This window comes from Pseudomonas farris (assembly GCF_019145235.1).
Taxonomy (GTDB): Bacteria; Pseudomonadota; Gammaproteobacteria; order Pseudomonadales; family Pseudomonadaceae; genus Aquipseudomonas; species Aquipseudomonas farris.
Window position 1 is genome coordinate 288718 of sequence record NZ_JAHSTV010000010.1, and the last position, 19808, is coordinate 308525.

Below are 19808 nucleotides of genomic sequence, written 5' to 3' on the forward strand. Positions count from 1 at the left end.
TTCTATGCCCCGGATCTTGAAAATTTCAATAACCCCTTGGCTTGTGAGGTCGATCCTAGGGGGTTACATTAAATAACTCAAATTCATATTTTTCATGCTTTGCATAACCATCTGGAATACAACTGAGACATCATCATGGACCTCGCCAACCTCAATGCTTTTATCGCGATTGCCGAGACAGGAAGCTTCTCCGGCGCCGGCGAACGGCTGCACCTGACGCAACCCGCCATCAGCAAGCGCATTGCCGGCCTGGAGCAGCAATTGAAGGTGCGGCTGTTCGATCGACTGGGCCGGGAAGTCAGCTTGACCGAAGCCGGTCGCGCCCTGCTGCCACGGGCCTATCAGATCCTCAATGTGCTGGATGACACCCGCCGCGCCCTGACCAACCTGACCGGCGAAGTCTCCGGTCGTCTGACATTGGCCACCAGTCATCACATAGGCCTGCACCGTTTGCCGCCCTTATTAAGGGAGTTCACTCGACGTTACCCACAAGTGGCGCTGGATATTCAGTTCCTCGATTCGGAAGTGGCTTACGAAGAAATCCTCCATGGCCGCGCCGAACTGGCGGTAATCACTCTTGCACCGGAGCCTCACGCCCTGGTCAAGGCCACGCCCGTGTGGGACGACCCACTGGATTTCGTGGTCGCCCCGGAGCATTCGCTGATCGCTAACGGTCCGGTCAGCCTGGCGGATATTGCCCTGCACCCCGCGGTTTTCCCCGGCGGCAACACCTTTACCCACCACATCGTACAGCGCTTGTTCGAGGCCCAGGGCCTGACGCCGAACATCGCCATGAGTACGAATTACCTGGAAACCATAAAAATGATGGTCTCGATCGGCCTGGCCTGGAGCGTATTGCCACGCACCATGCTGGACGATCAAGTGGCGCGCATACCTTTGCCGGGCATACAGCTCACTCGCCAGCTAGGCTATATCCTGCACACCGAACGGACGCTGTCGAACGCGGCACGGGCCTTCATGGCTCTGCTGGATGCACAAATCGATCAGCCAGGGACTCGCGGCTAAGCTGTGCTTCTTCTTTTTGTGCTACGCCTATAGAGCCCCAAAACCCTGTGCCTAACGCCCAATTCAGCCCAAGGCCTGTTATCCATGCCCAAATCTGTTGAACGTATGCCGCCGATGCCGCGAATTCAGGCACTTGACCCCAAACGGTCCGAGCAGAGCTGGGAAAGCGCCCCGCAGTTGCTGGCAGCCCTCAACGGCGCTCGGCTGGGCGCCTGGTATTGGGACATTGAGCGGGGGCAGATCAGTTGGTCTCGGGGTACTCAGGCGTTGTTCGGCTTCGATCCCCGGCAACCGTTGCCCGAGGACCTGGAATACCTCGACTTGCTGCCCCAGGAGGATCGGGCGAAAGCCATCCGCGCCTTCAATGCAGTGATCGCCGGCGCCCCGCTGGAACAGGCGATGCACCACCGCATCCGCTGGCCCGACGGCAGCCTGCATTGGCTGGAAATCAATGGCAGCCTGCTGCCGGACAAAAACGGTCGGCCGCGAATGATTGGGGTCATTCGTGAAATCACCCATCAGCGCCAGCGTGAACAGGCGCTGAGCAGCTCGGAAAAACGCTTCGCCACGCTGTTTCACCTGTGCCCGAACATGGTCCTGCTGACCCGCCAGGAAGACGGCCTGATCAGCGAAGCCAACCAGTATTTCGAAAGTCTGTTCGGCTGGCCGGTGCAAGACGCTATCGGTCGAACCACGCTGGAACTGGGCCTATGGGTCAACCCGGAGCAACGGGTGCAACTGGTCAAGGCCACCAAGGCCAAAGGCGAGCTGATCAACATGGAGGTGCAGTTTCGCGCCAGCAATGGACAGGTTCACGACGGCATCCTCAGCGCGCAAAAGGTCGAACTCGAAGGTCAGCCTTATCTGCTGAGCACGTTCCTTGACACCACCGAACGTAAAATCGCCGAGCACGCCCTCAAAGACAGCCAGGAACGCCTCGACCTGGCCCTGGATTCGGCGCAACTCGGCACTTGGGACTGGCACATTCCCAGTGGCATGCTTTACGGCTCGGCGCGGGCCGCCCAGCTGCATGGGCTAGAGCCCAAACCCTTCCATGAATCCTTCGATGCATTTTTCGAAGGCGTGCCCGGCGAAGAGCGCGACACCATGCGCAACGCTTACCGCAGCTTGCGCGAAGGCCCGGCCGGCAATTATCAACTGACGTACCGGGTGCAACTGCAGGACGGCAGTTCGCGCTACCTGGAAAGCCGCGCCAGACTTTATCGAGACGATCACGGCACCCCGTTTCGCATGGCCGGCACACTGCTGGACATCACAGATCAGGTGGAGCGCGAACAGCAACTGGTGGCGTCGGAAGAGAAATTCGCCACCTTGTTCCAGGTCAGCCCGGACCCGATCTGCGTCACGCGCCAGGACACCGGCCATTTCATCGAGATCAACTCCAGTTTCACCCAGACGTTCGGCTGGAGCACCGTCGACGTGATTGGCCGCAGCGCCGACGAAATCGGCCTGTGGGACGCTTCGGCGAAAAGCCTGCAAAGGATCGAGCGGGTCATCCGCGAACAGGGCCTGAACAATGTGGCGATTGTCGTCCAGCACAAGGACGGGCAGTCCCTGACCTGTGTGATATCGAGCCGGCAGATCAGCGTCGGCGACCAACCGTGCATCGTCACCACCCTGCGCGACATCACCCAGCAGCAACGCTCGGAAGCGGCGCTCAAGGCCAGCGAGGAGAAGTTCGCCAAGGCCTTCCACTCAAGCCCCGACGCCATCACCATTACCGAGCGCGACACCGGACGCTATCTGGAGGTTAACGATGGTTTCTGTCGACTGACTGGCTACCGCGCTGATGAAGTGATCGGCCGCACGGTGTATCAAGTCGGTATTTGGGCCGAAGAAAAACAACGCTCGGCGTTGTTGGCAGAACTACAGATCAAGGGCCGGGTTCACCATCAGGAGATGCTCGGGCGCAACAAACGCGGTGAGTTGCTGACCGTTGAAGTTTCGGTGGAGCCGATCACCCTCAACGAAACCGCCTGCCTGCTGCTGACCGCGCGGGACGTCAGCCTGCTGAAAAATGCCGAAGCGCAGATCCGTCACCTGGCCTACCACGACCCGCTGACCAACCTGCCCAACCGCGCACTGTTGATGGATCGACTAAGCCAGCAGATCGCCCTGCTCAAACGCCACAACCTGCGCGGCGCGCTGATGTTCCTCGATCTCGACCACTTCAAGCATATCAACGACTCCCTTGGTCACCCGGTGGGCGATACGGTACTGAAGATCATCACCGCGCGCCTTGAAGCCAGCGTGCGCATGGAGGACACCGTCGCGCGTCTGGGCGGTGACGAATTCGTGGTGTTGCTCAGCGGCCTGGAAGGTTCGCGCAGCGAGGTCAGCGCTCAGGTCCGGGAGTTGGCGGACACGTTGCGCGAACTGCTATCCGAACCGATGTTTCTCGACGGACAGCGCCTGCAAGTGACGCCGAGCATTGGTATCGCGCTGATCCCCGACCATGGCTCGACCCCGACCGACCTGCTCAAACGCGCCGATATCGCCCTTTACCGCGCCAAGGATTCGGGCCGCAACACCACGCAGATGTATCACAACACCATGCAGAAGGCCGCCAGCGAACGCCTGCGCATGGAAACCGACCTGCGTCTGGCCCTTTCCCGGGGTGAGTTCAGCGTGCAATACCAACCGCAAGTGGATGCCCGCAACAATCGCATTACCGGCGCCGAAGCCCTGGTACGCTGGCACCATCCGCAACTGGGTGCGCAATCGCCCACCGAGTTCATCAAGGTACTGGAAGACAGCGGGCTGATTCTGGAGGTTGGCACGTGGATCCTCGACGAAGCCTGCGCGGCCTTCAAACACCTGATCGCCAAAGGCCTGATCGACCCGCTCGATTTCAGCCTGTGCGTGAACATCAGCCCCCGGCAATTCCGTCAAAACGATTTCGTCGAACGCATCGAACACAGCCTTGGCAGCCATGGCCTGCCCTGCTCTCTGCTGAAACTGGAAATCACCGAAGGCATCGTCATCCAGAACCTGGACGACACCATCAGCAAAATGCGGCGCCTGAAAAAACTCGGCGTGAGCTTTGCCATGGACGATTTCGGTACCGGCTATTCCTCACTGACCTATCTCAAGCGCCTGCCGGTAGACACCCTGAAAATCGACCAGTCGTTCATCCGCGATGCCACCACCGATCCCAACGATGCCGAAATCATTCGCGCCATCGTCGCCATGGCCCGCAGCCTCGAGTTGGAAGTCATCGCCGAAGGGGTGGAAAACCTGGAACAACTGGCGTTTTTGCAGGGGCTGGGCTGCCATTTGTATCAGGGCTATTTGCACAGCCGGCCGCTGCGGGTGGAGGAGTTTCAGAAACTGCTCAAATGAGTGGGACACGGGCACAAAAAAGGGCGCCAGTGGATGGCGCCCTTTTTGTTACTTGGCTCAGTGCTGCAGAGCCGGTTTTTCCGTCCCGTTGATCGGGATGCGTTTGGCTTTCGCTTCTTCCGGAATCACGCGCAGCAAATCGATACTCAACAAACCGTTGCGCAGTTCGGCGGCCTTGATTTCAATATGGTCCGCCAGACGGAACGACAGTTTGAAGGCGCGCTGAGCGATGCCTTGGTACAGGTAAGTGACGTTTTCGTCCGCGTCACGCTTGCCGCCACTGATGGTCAGCACACCTTTCTCCACTTGCAGGTCCAGGTCTTCTTCCTGGAAACCGGCGGCCGCTACGACAATACGGTATTGATCATCACCATATTTTTCAACGTTGTAGGGTGGATAGGTGCTGCCTGGCTCATTGCGCAGGGCGGTTTCGAACAGGTCGTTGAAACGGTCGAAACCTACCGAGGAACGGAACAGTGGGGCCAGGGAAAATGCAGTACTCATGATTCAAATCTCCTGAACATAATCAGCAAGTTTTTTTGTCTCCGCGACCCGAATTCGGCATCGCGTAATCCTTAGATAAGGACCGCTGATTACTTTTCAAGAGATTATTTTAAGATTTTTCCAGGCCGCTTCAGAGACCTGCAGACCCAGTAAACGCGAGACATTATCCAGCTCGGTCTCACGACGCAGAACGGTGAACAGCTCTACCGCTTCGGGATAATTGCGGGTCAGCATCGCCAGCCACTGCTTCAAGCGACCCGGCGATTGACGCGGTGTCATCTGCGCTTTGGCTTGCAACCAGAAGTCCTGAATCAGCGGCAGCAGCTCGGCCCAAGTCATCTCGACGACGTCTTCACCGGCGCGGGCGGCGGCGATCTGCCGGGCCAGATCCGGGCGCGATACCAGACCACGACCGAGCATGATGTCTTCGACGCCGCTGATCTCGCGGCAACGACGCCAGTCCTCGACGCTCCAGATGTCGCCGTTGGCAAACACTGGCACCTTGACCACGTCCTGCACCCGAGGGATCCATTCCCAGTGAGCTGGCGGCTTGTAGCCATCGGTCTTGGTCCGCGCATGAACCACGATGTGCGCCGCGCCGCCTTCGGCCAGGGCCGTAGCGCAGACCAGCGCACCGTCCGGGCTGTCAAAACCGAGGCGCATCTTGGCGGTTACCGGAATGTGCGCGGGTACGGCACGACGGACGTGTTCGACGATTTGGTTGAGCAGTTCAGGCTCTTTGAGCAGCACCGCGCCGCCACGGGATTTGTTGACGGTCTTGGCCGGGCAGCCGAAGTTCAGGTCGATGACTTCGGAACCCAACTCGCAGGCCAGTGCGGCGTTTTCCGCCAGGCACACCGGATCCGAGCCCAGCAGTTGCACCCGCAGCGGCACACCGGACGCGGTTCGGGCGCCAGTCAGCAGTTCCGGGCCGAACTTGTGGTAATAGGCAGGCGTGAGCAGTTGATCGTTGATCCGAATGAATTCGGTCACACACCAATCAATACCGCCCACACGGGTCAGCACGTCCCGCAGGATGTTGTCGACCAACCCCTCCATGGGCGCCAAAGCAATTTGCATGAAAAACACACTCAACGAAAAACGTGCGGCAGTTTACTGGATTGCGCGAGGAGTCTGCAGAACATCGCAGATCTCCTTGTGGGAGCGGGCTTGCTCGCGAAAGCGGTTTAACATTCAACAATTGTGCTGCCTGTCAGTCCGCTTTCGCGAGCAAGCCCGCTCCCACATTAGATTTTCGCTGAATCCAACTCCTGCAACGCGGGGCCGTAGCCCTCGATAAATTCCGCCGGCATGCGCTTGGGCTTGCCGGTCGACAGTTCGATGCACACGAAAGTGGTCTGCGCCCGCAGCAACGTGGTGTTGTCGCTGGGGCGTTTCAGCTGAAAGTGTCGGGTCATTTTCAGACGCTGATCCCAATCGACGATCCAGGTCGCCAACTGCAACTCGTCGCCCTCATAGGCTGCGGCCAGGTAATCGATCTCGTGCCGTACCACCGCCATCGCCCGATCCAGCCGTCGGTACTCGACCAGGTCCAGGCCCAGCCGTTGCGAGTGACGCCAGGCGCAGCGCTCGAGCCAGGTCACGTACACCGCGTTGTTCGCGTGGCCCAACCCGTCAATGTCCTCGGCGCCCACTTCCAGATCAATGATAAACGGCGTTGCCCGATCCCAGCCCATGCCCCACTCCCGGTCAGATTATTCGACCGGGGCAGTGTAACGGATGCTTAGGCCGATTGGCGCGATTGCAGGCTGCGACCGGTCAGCAGCGAGAGAACGCCGTCGATCACCCGCGGATCGGCTAGCACCCGCTGATGCCCACCCTCTTCCAGGCGCAACAGGCGACTGTCGAACCAGGCTTCGTGGATCAATTGGGATTCCTTGACTGGAACAAAGTTGTCGTCCTCGGCATGGACGATCAGTCCCGGCATGTCGAGCTGATAATGCGCAACATCCAACGCAGCGGCGCGCATGCCGACGTCTTTCTCGACCTGGCGAATAAACGCCGAACGCGCCTTGGGCGGCAGGCGCACATAACGGGCGAAACCGCGCAGCACCCCGATAATTCGCGCTGGAGCAGCGATCGAGACCAGGGTTTCGGTGCGCAAGCCCAACTGGACCGCGAGCATGGCACTGGCGCCGCCCATGGAGTGGCCGATGACCGCTTGCAGCGGTGGCAACTCAGCGGCCGCTTCGAGCATCGCCCGAGCGAACAACACCACATTGGCCTCGTTGCCAGGCGAGCGACCGTGAGCCGGGCCGTCCAGGGCAACCACGGTGTAACCGGCATCGACCAGCGCGGTGATCAGCGCGGCGAACTGTGTCGGCCGGCCTTCCCAGCCGTGCATCAACAACACCGCCGGCCCCTGCCCCCAGCGCAACGCCGAGAGGCCGAAGCGCAAGGTGATCCGCTCGGATTTTGCCAGCAGTGGCAACTCCCAATCACGCGGAGGCAATTCCCGCGGGGTCATGAATGCCAGGCGCATCTTGCTCGCCACCAGCTTCGGCGCGAACCAGCCCAAGGTGCCATTAACGCCACGAACCCAGCTCAACGTGTTCATCGCTCATCTCCTCAGGCTGACGCCGTTAGCTCATAGCACCGCCGACTTGGCGGCGCGCAGCAATCGATCGGACAACTCTCCTGGCCCCAGCGCCCGCGCCAGAGCCAAACCACCGACCATCAAGGCCATATCGGCCAAGGCTTTGTCGGTTTCTTCCGGGCTGGCCGCCAACTGCGCGACCATCAATTCAATATGTTCATTCAACACCACACGAAACTCGTCCGGCAGACGGCCCAGCTCGCCGACCGAAGCCGGAATCGGACAGGCCTGCTCGGTGGAATCACGGTGTTTGCGCGACAGGTAGAACGCTGCGACCAACGCGCGACGCTCTTCGCCGGTCAACTCGGCGTCCATGTCGGCGATCAAGCCACGACGATGGCTGAGCAGCTGCTTGAACGCTTCCAGCATCAATGCGTCTTTGCTTTCGAAGTGCGCATAGAAGCCACCGACCGTCAGGCCTGCCGCGCCCATCACTTCGCCCACGCTCGGCTCGGCCGGGCCGCGCTGGATCAGCGCTGCACTGGCAGCCTTGAGGATGCGTTCGCGGGTTTGAGCTTTTTTATCGTTCATCGTTGCCTCCGAATATTACGACTAGAATATTATTCTCATAATAATTTTTCGCAAGTCGTGGATGCGACCGCTGGTCTGAAGAACATTTTTGAGGAAAAAGGAGAGTTGGCCAAACGCCAGACAAACAAAAGGGCCATTCAATAATTGAATGACCCTTAAAAATCCCGCAGAGCGGGTAATCGTGGCGTCCCCTAGGGGACTCGAACCCCTGTTACCGCCGTGAAAGGGCGGTGTCCTAGGCCACTAGACGAAGGGGACACAAACCCTTCTATACAACTGATCAGTGCTGAGAGCTGATCGATTCAAGGCCGGTGTGGCCAGACCTTGAACTGTAAAATTGGTGGAGCTAGACGGGATCGAACCGTCGACCTCTTGCATGCCATGCAAGCGCTCTCCCAGCTGAGCTATAGCCCCGGATTTTTCGCCTCGCGGCGGAGCGACATCTTTCAACATCACTTCTGTAAAACTGGCGTCCCCTAGGGGACTCGAACCCCTGTTACCGCCGTGAAAGGGCGGTGTCCTAGGCCACTAGACGAAGGGGACGCAAACCCTTCTATACAACTGATCAACGCTGAGTGTTGATCGCTTCAAGGCCGCTGTGGCCAGACCTTGAAGTGTAAATTGGTGGAGCTAGACGGGATCGAACCGTCGACCTCTTGCATGCCATGCAAGCGCTCTCCCAGCTGAGCTATAGCCCCTCATCGCTGAGGACGGGGCGAATCTTAATGGCGCATCGGAAGGCTGTCAAACTTATTTTTAACAATTTTCAAAATTTTTTGTCGCCATAACAATCACTTACCGCCCTCCCCCCGTAAATTCAGGGGAAGCGCCGAAGATCGAGATCAAAAGATCGCAGCCTTCGGCAGCTCCTACAGAGTCAAACGCCGTTTAGGCGATATTGCCCAACAGTTTTTCCCACTCCTTGTTTTCCTTCTTCGACACGCCGCCCAGCAGGTCGATAGCCTGGCGCAGACGGAAACGGGTCAGGTCCGGACCGAGGATTTCCATCGCATCGAGTACCGACACCGAACTGGCCTGGCCAGTGATCGCGGCGAACATCAGCGGCATGGCATCACGCAGCTTCAACTCCAGGGATTCGACCACCGCCTGAATCGTCGCGGTGATGCTGTCCTTTTCCCACTGACGCAGGCTTTCCAGCTTCCACAAAATCAACTGCATCAACTGACGAACCTGATCGCCCGAGAGCTTCTTGGACTCGAACAGCTTGGCGTCCGGGTTCACGCCACCGGCGAAGAAGAAGCCGGCCAGCGGTGCGACCTGGCTGAAGGTTTCAACCCGGCCCTGCACGTGCGGTGCGATCTTCATCATGTATTCAGGATTCAGTGCCCACTTTTGCAGACGAGCGGCGAACTCTTCCACCGGCAGGTCACGCAGCCACTGGCCGTTGAGCCACGACAGCTTCTCGATGTCGAAAATCGGCCCGCCGAGGGAGACGCGGCTAAGGTCGAAGTTGTCGACCATTTCCTGCAGCGAGAACTTCTCGCGCTCGTCCGGCATCGACCAGCCCATGCGGCCCAGGTAGTTGAGCATTGCTTCCGGCATGAAGCCCATGCGCTCGTAGAAGGTCACCGAGGTCGGGTTCTTGCGCTTGGACAGCTTGCTCTTGTCCGGGTTACGCAGCAGCGGCATGTAGCACAACTGCGGTTGTTCCCAGCCGAAGTATTCGTACAAGAGGATCAGTTTCGGCGCCGACGGCAGCCACTCTTCACCACGCAATACGTGAGTGATGCCCATCAGGTGGTCATCGACCACGTTGGCCAGGAAGTACGTCGGCAGGCCGTCGGTCTTCATCAGCACTTGCATGTCCATGCGATCCCACGGGATCTCGACGTCGCCACGCAGCAAGTCAGGCACAACGCACACGCCTTCGGTCGGCACTTTCATGCGGATGACGTGTGGCTCGCCAGCGGCCAGGCGGCGCGCGACTTCTTCCTTGGAGAGCAACAGCGCACGGCCGTCGTAACGCGGGGTTTCGCCACGCGCCATTTGCTCGGCGCGCATCTGGTCCAGCTCTTCGGCCGTGCAGAAGCACGGGAAGGCATGCCCCATGTCGACCAATTGCTGGCAGTACTTCTGATAGATGTCGCCGCGCTCGCTCTGACGGTAAGGACCGTGCGGGCCGCCGACGTCCGGGCCTTCGCTCCAGTCGATACCCAACCAGCGCAGGGCGTCGTAAATCTGCTGTTCGGACTCGCGGGTCGAACGCAGTTGGTCGGTATCTTCGATCCGCAGGATGAACTCACCGCCATGCTGCTTGGCAAAGCAGTAGTTGAACAAAGCGATGTAAGCGGTACCTACGTGGGGGTCCCCGGTAGGCGATGGCGCGATGCGAGTGCGGACGGTGGTCATGGCATGTCTCGAAAAGAATAAAAGCGAAGATCAAACAAGAGGCGAATGGTAACAGGCGATAGCCGCCCGGCTCCAGTGAGTGGGGTATTTACCTCTACAGCACTAGCAAGTTGAGGCGAGCTGAAGGGTGGGGAAGTGCTCTGGCTAACAGATTTGGCGTCCGGTCGGACGCCATCGCGAGCAGGCTCGCTCCCACATTAGACCGTGTTTGTGCGGACAACCCGATCAAATGTGGGAGCGAGCCTGCTCGCGAAGAGGCCCTCAAAGACAACACAAAGATCAAACCGCGATCAACCGCTCCCGCAACTTGCCGATTTCGTCCCGAAGCTGTGCCGCAGCTTCGAATTCCAGGTCGCGGGCGAGCTGGTACATCTTTTCTTCCAGCTGACGAATGCGTTTGCTGATCTCGCTCGGCGAGCGCAGTTCGGCCTCGTACTTGGCACTTTCCTCGGCGGCCTTGGCCATACCCTTGCGCTTCTTGCTGCGCGAACCCGGCACGACCGCGCCTTCCATGATGTCGGCGACGTCCTTGAACACGCCCTTTGGCGTGATGCCATTGGCCAGGTTGAAGGCAATCTGCTTGTCGCGACGACGCTCGGTCTCGCCGATTGCCCGCTCCATGGAACCGGTGATGCGATCCGCATACAGAATCGCCCGCCCATTGAGGTTGCGCGCCGCCCGGCCGATGGTCTGGATCAGCGAGCGCTCGGAACGCAGGAAACCTTCCTTGTCGGCATCGAGAATCGCCACCAGCGAGACTTCCGGCATGTCCAGGCCTTCACGCAGAAGGTTGATCCCCACCAGCACATCGAAGACGCCGAGACGCAAGTCACGGATAATTTCGACCCGCTCCACGGTGTCGATGTCCGAGTGCAAATACCGAACGCGCACGCCGTGGTCGGCCAAGTAATCGGTCAAGTCTTCGGACATACGCTTGGTCAACGTGGTCACCAGCACCCGCTCTTCCAGGGCCACGCGCTTGCTGATTTCCGAAAGCAGGTCGTCGACCTGAGTCAACGCCGGACGGATTTCGATTTGCGGGTCCACCAGGCCAGTGGGTCGCACCAATTGCTCGACCACTCGACCGGCATGTTCCGCCTCGTAATTGCCCGGCGTGGCCGAGACAAAAATCGTTTGGGGACTGATGTTTTCGAACTCGTCAAAACGCATCGGCCGGTTGTCCAGCGCCGACGGCAGACGGAAGCCGTATTCGACCAACGTCTCTTTACGGGAACGGTCACCTTTATACATGGCGCCGACTTGCGGCACGCTGACGTGGGATTCGTCGATCACCAGCAAGGCGTCCGCCGGCAGGTAGTCGAACAAAGTAGGTGGCGCCTGGCCGGACTCACGACCCGACAGGTAGCGCGAATAGTTTTCGATGCCGTTGCAATAACCAAGCTCGAGGATCATCTCCAGGTCGAAACGGGTGCGTTGCTCCAGTCGCTGGGCTTCCACCAGTTTGTTGTTGGAGCGCAGGTATTCCAGGCGCTCCTGTAATTCGACCTTGATCCCTTCGGTAGCTTCAAGCAGGGTTTCCCGCGGGGTCACGTAGTGGCTCTTCGGATAGAAGGTGAATCGCGGCAGCTTGCGGATGACTTCACCGGTCAGCGGGTCGAAGGCGGACAAGCTCTCCACTTCGTCATCGAACAGCTCGATGCGGATCGCTTCGAAATCGGATTCCGCCGGGTGGATATCAATCACGTCGCCGCGCACCCGGAAGGTCGCCCGGGCGAAATCCATGTCGTTGCGGGTGTATTGCAGGTCGGCCAGGCGACGCAGCAGCGCACGCTGGTCGAGCTTGTCGCCGCGATCGACGTGCAACACCATCTTCAAATAGGTTTCCGGACTGCCCAGACCGTAGATGCAGGACACCGTGGTGACGATGATCGCGTCCTTGCGCTCCAGCAACGCCTTGGTCGCGGACAGGCGCATCTGCTCGATGTGGTCGTTGATCGAGGCATCCTTCTCGATGAAGGTATCGGATGACGGCACATAGGCTTCGGGCTGGTAGTAGTCGTAATAGGACACGAAGTATTCAACAGCGTTGTTCGGGAAGAACGCCTTGAATTCGCCATACAACTGCGCGGCCAGCGTCTTGTTGGGCGCCAGCACCAGCGTCGGGCGCTGTATCTGGGCGATCACGTTGGCGATGCTGAAGGTCTTGCCCGAGCCGGTCACACCGAGCAACGTCTGGTGCGCCAGCCCGGCCTCAATGCCCTCGACCATCAGGCGGATGGCTTCCGGCTGATCGCCGGCGGGCTCGAAGCGGGTGACTAGCTGGAATTCAGACATACATACCTCTGGATTCGTGCCTGTCCGGTCAAACCGGACAGCAACGAAAAAGACCGCAAACGACCGATGTCGCCCGAGGAAAAAACTGGATTGTGCTCAATGTGGAGCCGATTACCATCGCTTTCAAGGCAAACGTCCTACATCGGACAAATCCTTTGACGACATCACTCGATCAACGATCGAAAAATAATTGGAAAAACTTACCGTAAAAGCCGAATCGCCTGTCGCCATCAATCGTTGATGGCCTCTATACTAGCTCCCCGTTTGTGCACCGCTCTAGTGCATTCGGCTGGAGCGCGACACGTCCCTCCACACTCCATTCAGAGCCGCCGCAATAATGAGCCTGTTCTCCGCTGTCGAAATGGCACCACGCGATCCAATCCTGGGCCTCAACGAAGCATTCAATGCCGATACCCGTACCAACAAGGTCAACCTGGGGGTCGGTGTTTACTGCGACGAGGAGGGGCGAATTCCACTCCTGCGCGCCGTTGTCGAAGCCGAGACGATTCGCGCCGCTCAACACGTTTCCCGTGGTTACTTGCCGATCGACGGCATCGCCGCCTACGACCAGGCTGTGCAGAAACTGCTGTTCGGCAATGATTCGCCACTGATCGCCGCTGGCCGGGTTATCACCACCCAAGCCGTCGGCGGTACCGGCGCACTGAAAATCGGTGCCGACTTCCTCAAGCAACTGCTGCCGAACGCCGTCGTGGCGATCAGCGACCCGAGCTGGGAAAACCACCGCGCGCTGTTCGAAACCGCCGGTTTCCCGGTGCAGAACTATCGCTACTACGACGCCGCGACCCACGACGTTAACCGCGCCGGTTTGCTGGAAGACCTGAACGCCCTGCCGTCCGGCTCCATCGTCGTGCTGCACGCTTGCTGCCACAACCCGACCGGCGTCGACCTGAGCCCGGCGGATTGGAAAAACGTGCTGGAAGTGGTCAAGGCCAAAGGTCACGTGCCATTCCTCGACATGGCTTACCAAGGCTTTGGCGACGGTATCGATGAAGACGCCGCGGCCGTGCGCCTGTTCGCCGAATCGGACCTGACCTTCTTCGTTTCCAGCTCGTTCTCTAAATCTTTCTCGCTGTACGGCGAGCGCGTTGGCGCCCTGTCGATCGTCAGCGAATCGAAAGAAGAAAGCGCGCGCGTGCTGTCGCAAGTCAAACGCGTGATCCGCACCAACTACTCCAACCCGCCGACCCACGGTGCAAGCATCGTCGCCGCCGTGCTGAACAGCCCGGTACTGCGCGCTCAGTGGGAAGAGGAACTGGCAGAAATGCGCCTGCGGATTCGCGGCATGCGCACCCAGATGGTCGACCTGCTGGCGAAAAACGCTCCACAGCGCGATTTCAGCTTCGTCGGTCGCCAGCGCGGCATGTTCTCCTACTCCGGCCTGACGGTTGAGCAAGTGACCCGTCTGCGCAGCGAGTTCGGCATCTACGCCCTGGACACTGGCCGCATCTGCGTTGCCGCGCTGAACCAGAGCAACATCGACGCCGTGACCAAGGCCATCGTTCAGGTGATCTGAGTCGTCGCGTGATTGAAAACGGGAAGCCATATGGCTTCCCGTTTTTTATTTGTCTTTGATAACTCCCAGTTCGGCGACCGGTCGCTCTAGACTGCACGCAGATCAAAAATGTGGGAGCGGGCTTGCTCGCGAAAGCGGTCTATCTGTCACATTGATGCTGGATGTGCCGCCGCCTTCGCGGGTAAGCCCGGCTCCCACAGGTTATGAGTACACCCGAGAACTCTTGAGAACCCACATGAAAAACGATGACCTACGCGCCGACCGCGACGAGCTGGACCACTTTGTGCCCCGCTCCTCGGCCAAACGCGGTAATAACCTGGTGCTGCAAGTGGCTGCGGGCGTGTTCCTTGGCGGCCTGGCGTTGTGGCTGGTGCAACTGACCGCCACGATGCTGTACGCCAAGCTGATGCTCGGCACCATTACCTTCGGCGGTTAAGCCAGTTCGGTTGCACGCTGGCTGGCTGCGTCGTCATAGGCCACATAAAGCGACTCGGCCACCTGGCTTTTGATCGCCTTGGTGCTTTCCAGGCCCAAAACAAAACCTTCGGCCTTGCCGCCTGCACGATTCAATTCGTCAGCGCTGCTGGCTTGAGTGATCGCGTCGAACAGTTTCTCGGCGTGCGGGCCAACGCCTTTGGGCAGGCTGATCTGAGCGATGCTCATGCGAACACCCCGCTGTTTTGAGGTGTGAGGGTTGGGTGATTCATGGCGCGTACCTTTTCGGCTGAGGGCCGGCAGCGCGTGTCACCACTTCCGGGCGACCATGGTAGACCTCTACCACCATTCTGGTAACCGCCAATGGCCGATAACCCCCTCTGATCCGATGAAACCATCAAACTGCCAACAGAGGCTTGACTTCTCTTTTTGAATCAGTAACATAGACGCCATTCCGCGATAGCTCAGTTGGTAGAGCAAGTGACTGTTAATCACTGGGTCCCTGGTTCGAGTCCAGGTCGTGGAGCCATACAAGGTTCCAGAGAAGGCTTCAAAAATCTCTGATAGCCCCGAACAACCCGCCCTCTGGCGGGTTTTTTCGTTTTGGCGTTCCGTCGGATTCCGGTGAATCCTGGTGGATTCCAACCGGTTTAAGGGTAGAGTTTGGGGTAAAGGTCACTTCGATAAAAGGGAGTACCCTTATGTCGCGCACCACTGCTCCACTCTCCGATTCCGCTTGCCGTTCGGCCAAGCCCACAGACCGCGCCTACAAGCTTTTCGACGGCGACGGCCTCTACCTTCTAGTCCAACTCAATGGCCGCAAAGGCTGGCGTCTTAGATACGTCAAACCTGATGGCCGGGAAGGACTGACCTCATTCGGCAATTACCCCATCGTTGGCCTCGCCGATGCGCGCCGCAAGCGCTTGGAGGTCAAGCGAATGCTGGCGGATGGCATTGATCCCATAGAGACCAAGCACCAAGCCAAGGCGGACGCCGTGATCAAAGGCAGAACCTTTGAAAGCGTTGCGCTGGACTGGCACACGGAAATGTCAGCCAAGTGGGCACCGGACTATTCCAAGACAGTGATGAGTCGCCTCAAAACCCACCTCTTCCCGCTGATCGGCGCCCGCGCCATTGTCGACCTAGATACTCACGACCTTATGCGGCCCCTGGAAGCGATCAAGAAGCGCGGAACGATAGACATTGCTTTAAGGGTACAAAATTACCTGCAGAGCATAATGCGCGAGGCAAAGCGCCTACGGCTTATCACCGTAAACCCTGCTTACGACCTCGTAGGCTCGATCAAAGCCTCCCGGGTCGTCCACCGCCCCGCTTTATCCTTATCGCGCTTGCCTGAATTGCAGGAACGGATCGACACCTATAAGGGCCGCGCACTTACCCAGCTGACGGTCTTGCTGTCGCTGCACGTGTTTGTACGCTCCAGCGAGCTGCGCTTCGCCCGCTGGAGCGAGTTCGACCTCAAGCGCGGCACCTGGGAGATACCCGACACGCGACCAGCGTTGGAAGGTGTACCCTTTTCTACAAGGGGTACGAAGATGGCAGGCGATATCCATCTTGTACCCTTATCGCCGCAAGCGGTCGCCCTGCTTGAGCAGATCCACACAATCACAGGAAAATTTGACTTGGTGTTCGCAGGCGATACCAAGTCTTGGAAACCAATGTCCGAAAACACGGTGAACAGCGCGCTTCGGAAGATGGGGTACGACACCAAAACCGAGATCTGCGGGCATGGGTTTCGCTCGATGGCCTGCAGCGCACTGATCGAGTCGGGTTTGTGGACGGACACAGCCATTGAGCGGCAGATGAGCCACAAGGAGCGCAACAACGTCCGAGCGGCCTACATCCACAAGGCCGAGTTCATCGAGGAGCGCAGGCTGTTCATGAACTGGTGGAGTCGCTACCTTGAGGCTAATCAGCAGAAGCATGTCAGCCCACGCGAATTCGCCAATCAGACGGGTGCGAACGTCTCTCGACTAAAAGCAAAGCGTGGCGCAACTGAGTAAGCGCTCAGTTCTTTTATCTCAGTGATCCGCTTGTCCACTCGGGTCCATCCAAACAGGGCTGCAAAGCCGCCCTGTTTGGGTGGACCTCACTTAAAAAATCTAAAGCCCACGCAATTGTCTGTGGAAAACCACTGATTTCGATTAGTGGATAATTTCATCCACAGCCGCAGAACTCCCGAAAATTCGAGCCTTGACCTGAATTCTCCACAGGCGTAGAAAAGGTCGGGCAACGCGCTGTCGTTGACAGCAACCCAGGTAGCCAGAACCTTTAAGGCTACGCCACACCGTGGTGGTTCTCCCGAAGTGCGATTAGCGTCCGGCAGCTCGCACGGTCACAGCGATGTGATGGATGCCTACTTCTAGCAGAGTGCCCACTGCGGCAATCCACACCCCTTCCTAGCTGTTCTGCAGCAACCTATCCGCCTGGCCATTTCCTTGCGCCAACCTGCGCCCGTCTCTTTCTTCTGGAAAGAGACGGGCGCTCCTACCATTGCTGCAACCCAACTCGTAGAAGGCTTTGCGGCATTCCCCCTCGTGACAATCGGCGTGACAAACACCGAAGTCACCCGCAACAGCGATGCAGATGATGGTGCCGCAGCCCACGGAATGGACTGCACCTGACTGACAGCCAGGCATGCCTCGGTCATTGCTTCACTGCCTTCACCCGACTCAGGATCTCGCGGCGCCGGTTTCGTCAGCCAGTGCAGCCTCCACCCGCCCACTTCTTCGGAAGTGTTCAGGAGGCCAGATCATGAGATGCCCAAGCTCCCGGTCGTAAGGAGTCGTCAGTCCCGCGTTAGTGGACAACCCTCACAGGTCGCAGGGGCCTTGATCCCTGACAACACTCAACATCCTGGGCGGGATGACGTGGGGAAGGCTCAAAGGTTTTGGCTTCAAGAGGAGTTTGATCATGGCATTGATAGGCGGACGGGATGGGCGGAATTTTGGCTATGGCCGGCAATTGAGTTATGCCGGGCCACAGGCGTTGCGCGATCTGTTTGGTGGCGGGCATTACGGCACGGTCAAGGCGCACAGTGATCGCTGGCAGGCGTTTGTACGCTGGTGTCGGTCGAAGGAAGGGCCGGGGTTTAACGATGCGCGGCAGATTAATTGGCAGACCTTGCTGGAATACGCCGGACATCTGCGCCAACAAGTTGAACAGGGTGAGCTGGCCATCGCCACTGCGCAAAACCGGTTGTCCAGTGTTAATCGGACCATGGCCGCGCTTCGCGGTGATCAGTATGTGAAAGTGCCGAGCCCGAGTAAGGCACTGGGAATGCGGCGCACCACTGTTCGTCGTTCAATGTCGCAAGGCCAAGACCGCGAACAGGTGAAGCGGATCGTAGAGGTACTTTGCGAAAACCAGCAGCCGCGCGTCGCAGCCATCGCTCAGTTAGCGCGAGCCTCCGGTATGCGCTTGCGCGAGGCGATTTTGGCCGACCTTCCCCGTCTAAATCGTGAAGCCAAGCAATTCGGAAAGATCAACATCCAGGACGGCACCAAAGGTGGCCGTTCAGGCGCGTCAGCACCTCGTTGGATTACGGTAGATGATCATATTCGTGACGCACTGAGGTTTGCCGAAAAGGCCATGCCCGACGATAGCCGCAACCTGCTTACACCGAACGAACGCTACCTCGATTCCTTGCAGGGAATCGTCCGCCCCGCACGGGACATCCTCCATCAGCACAACCTCAAAGGCTTCCACGAATTGCGGGCAGCCTACGCGTGCAAACGCTATGAGCAAATCACTCGACATCTTGCGCCCATCTACGGCGGCAACTGCTACCAGCTCGACCGACGCCTTGATCAGGAGGCCCGAGTGCAAGTCAGCTATGAGCTGGGGCACGGCCGTATCGACGTGGTGTCGGCTTACATTGGTGGTCGAGCATGAGCATGGCTTTCGATATGGAGCTGTTCCTGTCAGGCGTCCTGACCGGGTCGCATACCACACGCCAACGCCACCTTCGTCAGGCAAAGACTATCCAAGCAGCAATCGCTGATCGCTGGCAACGCGACAATCCATGGACTTGGCAGAGAAAACACCTTGCGTGGTTTTTGAATCGCCACCTAAACCACGACACTGAATCGACGCGCTATTACTATTTGCTGACCATGCAATTACTTACTTATCGCTTAGGAAAACCCTGGCAGTTCAACCGCTAAACGAAGGTCAGAAAACGGCCAGAAGCAGTCACTATTGGCTCTGTTAAAGTAGCGCTCTGAACACAACTCACGGACGGCTTCATGGAACGATTCCATCCTCGTGGCATTGATGCAGACGGTTATATCCTCACTGTGCCCAACGTCGAGATGCAACCACAGTTTCAGGATTTACTGGTGGACGTTTGCATGACGCTCACGCGGTCGGAATCTCTGCTGGACGGGATTTATGTTTATGGCAGCGTCGCTAGAGGCGACGCCGTGCCGGGGGTTTCTGACCTTGACCTAACCCTTGTTCTGCACAGCCCTCCAACGTCGCAGGATCTCGAAATGCTCGAGTCGCAAAAGCGCACGCTGGAAAGTCGGCATACGGAAGTCATCAAGATCGATTTCGACATCGGTAGTCGTTCTGAAGTATTGGCGGCTGACAATCGATTGAGCTGGGGGTACTGGCTCAAGCATCACTGTCGTTGCTTATGGGGGAATGATCTGACCAATCGCTTCGACCGGTTCAAGCCGTCGCGTGATATCGCCATTGCCGTGAATGGTGACTTTGAATCCGTACTGACCCGGTATGCCGAACTTATCGATCAGGCAACCACACCGACGCAATCTCTACACTTGCAACGAGAAGCCTCGCGCAAATTCATCCGGTCAACTCAAGTACTTCGCTCTGAACAGGACCTGATGTGGCCGCAAACACTGGAAGAGCATGTCGAGCTGTTTGTTCAGCATTACCCGTGTATGAGAATGCAGATCTCTTTTTTCTTGTCCCAGGCAAGGAACCCGTACGCTAAGCCAAAAGAGTTTACGACTCAGCTCCATAATTTTTTGACCTGGATGGCTACAGAAACCGGTTTGGTCCGCTGAGTCGCGAGCGGCCCTTCAATACCGGCGGCTCTCGTTCCGAAGTGGTCATCGAACCTTGCGGCATCCTTTTGCCCTCCTG

The 19808-nt window shown here is 58.4% G+C and carries 16 protein-coding genes and 5 tRNA genes; 9 read left to right on the forward strand and 12 right to left on the reverse strand.

Going from position 1 to position 19808, the window contains the following annotated elements:
* Window positions 1-135 precede the first annotated feature (135 nt).
* Window positions 136-1026, forward strand: coding sequence for a LysR family transcriptional regulator (locus tag KVG95_RS21985; protein ID WP_007905966.1), 891 nt, complete (start codon window positions 136-138; stop codon window positions 1024-1026).
* An 84-nt stretch (window positions 1027-1110) separates the two neighbouring features.
* Entirely contained in the window at window positions 1111-4389 is a 3279-nt protein-coding gene (locus KVG95_RS21990; protein WP_217857940.1) for a PAS domain S-box protein, read from the forward strand.
* Between the two features lie 57 nt (window positions 4390-4446).
* On the opposite strand, the gene KVG95_RS21995 is transcribed toward KVG95_RS21990, so the two are convergent.
* The 11 genes from KVG95_RS21995 to uvrB form a co-directional block, all read right to left on the reverse strand.
* Window positions 4447-4893, reverse strand: a complete 447-nt coding sequence (locus tag KVG95_RS21995) for an Hsp20 family protein (RefSeq protein ID WP_038980071.1) — start codon at window positions 4891-4893, stop codon at window positions 4447-4449.
* A gap of 96 nt (window positions 4894-4989) precedes the next feature.
* Window positions 4990-5973 carry a tRNA dihydrouridine synthase gene (locus tag KVG95_RS22000; protein WP_217857941.1) on the reverse strand — a complete coding sequence of 328 codons (984 nt, stop codon included), beginning with the start codon at window positions 5971-5973 and terminating at the stop codon, window positions 4990-4992.
* Between the two features lie 167 nt (window positions 5974-6140).
* Complete coding sequence (locus KVG95_RS22005; RefSeq protein ID WP_030132386.1) at window positions 6141-6590, reverse strand: acyl-CoA thioesterase; 450 nt, start codon at window positions 6588-6590, stop codon at window positions 6141-6143.
* Between the two features lie 47 nt (window positions 6591-6637).
* On the reverse strand, window positions 6638-7471 hold the full coding sequence (locus KVG95_RS22010; protein ID WP_217857942.1) for an alpha/beta fold hydrolase: 834 nt from the start codon (window positions 7469-7471) through the stop codon (window positions 6638-6640).
* A gap of 30 nt (window positions 7472-7501) precedes the next feature.
* Window positions 7502-8041 (reverse strand): TetR/AcrR family transcriptional regulator, encoded by a 540-nt coding sequence (locus tag KVG95_RS22015; protein WP_217857943.1) that lies wholly within the window; start codon window positions 8039-8041, stop codon window positions 7502-7504.
* Between the two features lie 182 nt (window positions 8042-8223).
* A tRNA-Glu gene (locus KVG95_RS22020) sits at window positions 8224-8299 on the reverse strand.
* 80 nt (window positions 8300-8379) lie between these two features.
* Window positions 8380-8455: transfer RNA gene (locus KVG95_RS22025), tRNA-Ala, on the reverse strand.
* Window positions 8456-8508: 53 nt separating this feature from the next.
* A tRNA-Glu gene (locus tag KVG95_RS22030) sits at window positions 8509-8584 on the reverse strand.
* A 79-nt stretch (window positions 8585-8663) separates the two neighbouring features.
* A tRNA-Ala gene (locus KVG95_RS22035) sits at window positions 8664-8739 on the reverse strand.
* Between the two features lie 190 nt (window positions 8740-8929).
* Complete coding sequence (gene gltX / locus KVG95_RS22040) at window positions 8930-10411, reverse strand: glutamate--tRNA ligase (protein ID WP_217857944.1); 1482 nt, start codon at window positions 10409-10411, stop codon at window positions 8930-8932.
* Between the two features lie 279 nt (window positions 10412-10690).
* Window positions 10691-12706 (reverse strand): excinuclease ABC subunit UvrB, encoded by a 2016-nt coding sequence (gene uvrB / locus KVG95_RS22045; RefSeq protein WP_217857945.1) that lies wholly within the window; start codon window positions 12704-12706, stop codon window positions 10691-10693.
* A 337-nt stretch (window positions 12707-13043) separates the two neighbouring features.
* Here uvrB and KVG95_RS22050 point away from each other — a divergent pair, with 337 nt between their 5' ends.
* Together KVG95_RS22050 and KVG95_RS22055 are read left to right on the forward strand one after the other, a co-directional pair.
* A complete protein-coding gene (locus tag KVG95_RS22050) occupies window positions 13044-14240 on the forward strand; it encodes an amino acid aminotransferase (RefSeq protein ID WP_123720969.1) in 1197 nt (398 codons plus the stop codon).
* A 235-nt stretch (window positions 14241-14475) separates the two neighbouring features.
* Window positions 14476-14676 carry a hypothetical protein gene (locus KVG95_RS22055; protein WP_007905992.1) on the forward strand — a complete coding sequence of 67 codons (201 nt, stop codon included), beginning with the start codon at window positions 14476-14478 and terminating at the stop codon, window positions 14674-14676.
* Here KVG95_RS22055 and KVG95_RS22060 read toward each other — a convergent pair.
* Window positions 14673-14903, reverse strand: a complete 231-nt coding sequence (locus KVG95_RS22060; protein ID WP_020795513.1) for a hypothetical protein — start codon at window positions 14901-14903, stop codon at window positions 14673-14675. The two genes, KVG95_RS22055 and KVG95_RS22060, sit on opposite strands and share 4 nt — an antisense overlap.
* Window positions 14904-15128: 225 nt before the next feature.
* On the opposite strand from KVG95_RS22060, the gene KVG95_RS22065 reads away from it, so the two are divergent.
* The 5 genes from KVG95_RS22065 (at window position 15129) to KVG95_RS22085 (ending at window position 19729) form a co-directional block, all read left to right on the forward strand.
* Window positions 15129-15204, forward strand: a tRNA-Asn gene (locus tag KVG95_RS22065).
* Window positions 15205-15376: 172 nt separating this feature from the next.
* Window positions 15377-16699 (forward strand): tyrosine-type recombinase/integrase, encoded by a 1323-nt coding sequence (locus KVG95_RS22070; protein WP_217857946.1) that lies wholly within the window; start codon window positions 15377-15379, stop codon window positions 16697-16699.
* Window positions 16700-17609: 910 nt separating this feature from the next.
* A complete protein-coding gene (locus KVG95_RS22075; protein WP_217857947.1) occupies window positions 17610-18590 on the forward strand; it encodes an integrase domain-containing protein in 981 nt (326 codons plus the stop codon).
* Window positions 18587-18862, forward strand: coding sequence for a hypothetical protein (locus KVG95_RS22080; protein ID WP_217857948.1), 276 nt, complete (start codon window positions 18587-18589; stop codon window positions 18860-18862). The genes KVG95_RS22075 and KVG95_RS22080 overlap by 4 nt, the downstream gene beginning before the upstream one ends.
* A gap of 81 nt (window positions 18863-18943) precedes the next feature.
* On the forward strand, window positions 18944-19729 hold the full coding sequence (locus KVG95_RS22085) for a nucleotidyltransferase domain-containing protein (RefSeq protein WP_217857949.1): 786 nt from the start codon (window positions 18944-18946) through the stop codon (window positions 19727-19729).
* Window positions 19730-19808: the final 79 nt, after the last annotated feature.

Excerpts from the sequence above, each read along its gene's own strand:
- KVG95_RS21985 (WP_007905966.1), top strand. The coding sequence starts at position 136 with ATGGACCTCGCCAACCTCAATGCTTTTATCGCGATTGCCGAGACAGGA.
- KVG95_RS21990 (WP_217857940.1), top strand. The coding sequence starts at position 1,111 with ATGCCCAAATCTGTTGAACGTATGCCGCCGATGCCGCGAATTCAGGCA.
- KVG95_RS21995 (WP_038980071.1), bottom strand. The coding sequence starts at position 4,893 with ATGAGTACTGCATTTTCCCTGGCCCCACTGTTCCGTTCCTCGGTAGGT.
- KVG95_RS22000 (WP_217857941.1), bottom strand. The coding sequence starts at position 5,973 with ATGCAAATTGCTTTGGCGCCCATGGAGGGGTTGGTCGACAACATCCTG.
- KVG95_RS22005 (WP_030132386.1), bottom strand. The coding sequence starts at position 6,590 with ATGGGCTGGGATCGGGCAACGCCGTTTATCATTGATCTGGAAGTGGGC.
- KVG95_RS22010 (WP_217857942.1), bottom strand. The coding sequence starts at position 7,471 with ATGAACACGTTGAGCTGGGTTCGTGGCGTTAATGGCACCTTGGGCTGG.
- KVG95_RS22015 (WP_217857943.1), bottom strand. The coding sequence starts at position 8,041 with ATGAACGATAAAAAAGCTCAAACCCGCGAACGCATCCTCAAGGCTGCC.
- gltX (WP_217857944.1), bottom strand. The coding sequence starts at position 10,411 with ATGACCACCGTCCGCACTCGCATCGCGCCATCGCCTACCGGGGACCCC.
- uvrB (WP_217857945.1), bottom strand. The coding sequence starts at position 12,706 with ATGTCTGAATTCCAGCTAGTCACCCGCTTCGAGCCCGCCGGCGATCAG.
- KVG95_RS22050 (WP_123720969.1), top strand. The coding sequence starts at position 13,044 with ATGAGCCTGTTCTCCGCTGTCGAAATGGCACCACGCGATCCAATCCTG.
- KVG95_RS22055 (WP_007905992.1), top strand. The coding sequence starts at position 14,476 with ATGAAAAACGATGACCTACGCGCCGACCGCGACGAGCTGGACCACTTT.
- KVG95_RS22060 (WP_020795513.1), bottom strand. The coding sequence starts at position 14,903 with ATGAGCATCGCTCAGATCAGCCTGCCCAAAGGCGTTGGCCCGCACGCC.
- KVG95_RS22070 (WP_217857946.1), top strand. The coding sequence starts at position 15,377 with ATGTCGCGCACCACTGCTCCACTCTCCGATTCCGCTTGCCGTTCGGCC.
- KVG95_RS22075 (WP_217857947.1), top strand. The coding sequence starts at position 17,610 with ATGGCATTGATAGGCGGACGGGATGGGCGGAATTTTGGCTATGGCCGG.
- KVG95_RS22080 (WP_217857948.1), top strand. The coding sequence starts at position 18,587 with ATGAGCATGGCTTTCGATATGGAGCTGTTCCTGTCAGGCGTCCTGACC.
- KVG95_RS22085 (WP_217857949.1), top strand. The coding sequence starts at position 18,944 with ATGGAACGATTCCATCCTCGTGGCATTGATGCAGACGGTTATATCCTC.